Genomic DNA, 1,341 nt, shown 5'->3' on the forward strand with positions numbered 1-1,341 from the left:
GTCTCAGTGTCAGTGTGAGTGTGCCGGGTTGCGGTGTGTCTGCGTGACAGGTGCCGTGGCGCGGTGGTTGGTTCTGTCTTACCTGGTGTCTGGCTCATTTTGCGTCTGCCGCCCTCGGGGTTGGCGTTGAGCAGTAGTGCCGGCACCAGGTGAGATGGACCGGCCGGCGTGACTTGATAGGAGCGTGGCTTCGCCCCGACTGAGATGTGTCCGCCGGCCCGGCCCAACCTCAACACCTCGTCCAGAAAGTGAAGGAGGCACTGACCATGATTGTTGTTGGCGCCGATGTGCACAAGCGCAAACACACCTTTGTCGCCGTCGATGAGGTGGGCCGGCGGCTCGGCGAGAAGACCGTCAAGGCCACCACGGACGGCCATGTTTCGGCCATCATGTGGGCCCGCGAGCAGTTCGGCACCGAGCTGAACTGGGGCATCGAGGACTGCCGCAACATGTCCGCACGGTTGGAGCGCGACCTGTTGGCCGCTGACCAAAAGGTGGTGCGGGTGCCCACCAAGCTGATGGCCGCAGTGCGCAAGTCCGCGCGGACCCGGGGCAAGTCTGATCCGATCGACGCGGAGTCGGTAGCGCGAGCGGTGCTGCGTGAGCCCGATCTGCCGGTGGCGACTCACGATGAGACCTCGCGGGAGCTCAAGCTGCTCACCGACCGCCGCGACGTGCTGGTCGCCCAACGCACGTCGGCGATCAACCGGCTGCGCTGGCATGTGCACGAACTCGACCCCGAACGCGGACCTGCACCGCGTGGCCTCAAAGCCGCTAAGCACCAGCAGGCGCTGGCGGCCTGGTTGGACACTCAGCCGGGTTTGGTGGCCGAAATAGCGCGCGCCGAGCTGGCCGATATCGTCCGGCTCACCACCGAGATCACCGCCTTGGAAAAGCGCCTAAGCCAACGAGCCGAGCAGGTCGCCCCCGCACTGCTCGACATCGATGGTTGCGCACAGCTGACCGCGGCCAAGATCGTCGGCGAGACCGCCAGCATCGCGAGGTTCAAAAGCGGGGATGCGTTCGCCCGCCACGCCGGAGTGGCCCCCATCCCGGCCTGGTCGGGTGCCAGCGAAGGCCAGATGCGGTTAAGCCGCTCCGGTAACCGCCAACTCAACGCCGCAATCCACCGCATCGCCCTCACCCAGATCCGCATGCAAGCCAGTGAGGGCCACACCTACTACCAACGACTACGCGACGCCGGGAAAACCAAGGCAGCAGCGCGTCGATGCCTCAAACGCCGCATCGCCCGACGCGTATACCAAGCCCTTCTCACCAGCACCAAACCCGAAATCAACCACCTAAAACCAGCAGCCGCTTGACATAGGAGCTATTGCTCGC

At 65.0% G+C, this 1,341-nt stretch carries 1 pseudogene; it reads left to right on the forward strand.

Annotated elements, in window-relative coordinates:
- Positions 1 to 266 precede the first annotated feature (266 nt).
- A pseudogene (locus BKN37_RS27175) lies at positions 267 to 1,319 on the forward strand (IS110 family RNA-guided transposase); the annotation flags it as partial.
- Between the last annotated feature and the right edge of the window lie 22 nt (positions 1,320 to 1,341).

Origin of the sequence: Mycobacterium talmoniae (genome assembly GCF_001854525.1) — a bacterium.
In the GTDB taxonomy this organism is placed as follows: Bacteria; Actinomycetota; Actinomycetes; order Mycobacteriales; family Mycobacteriaceae; genus Mycobacterium; species Mycobacterium talmoniae.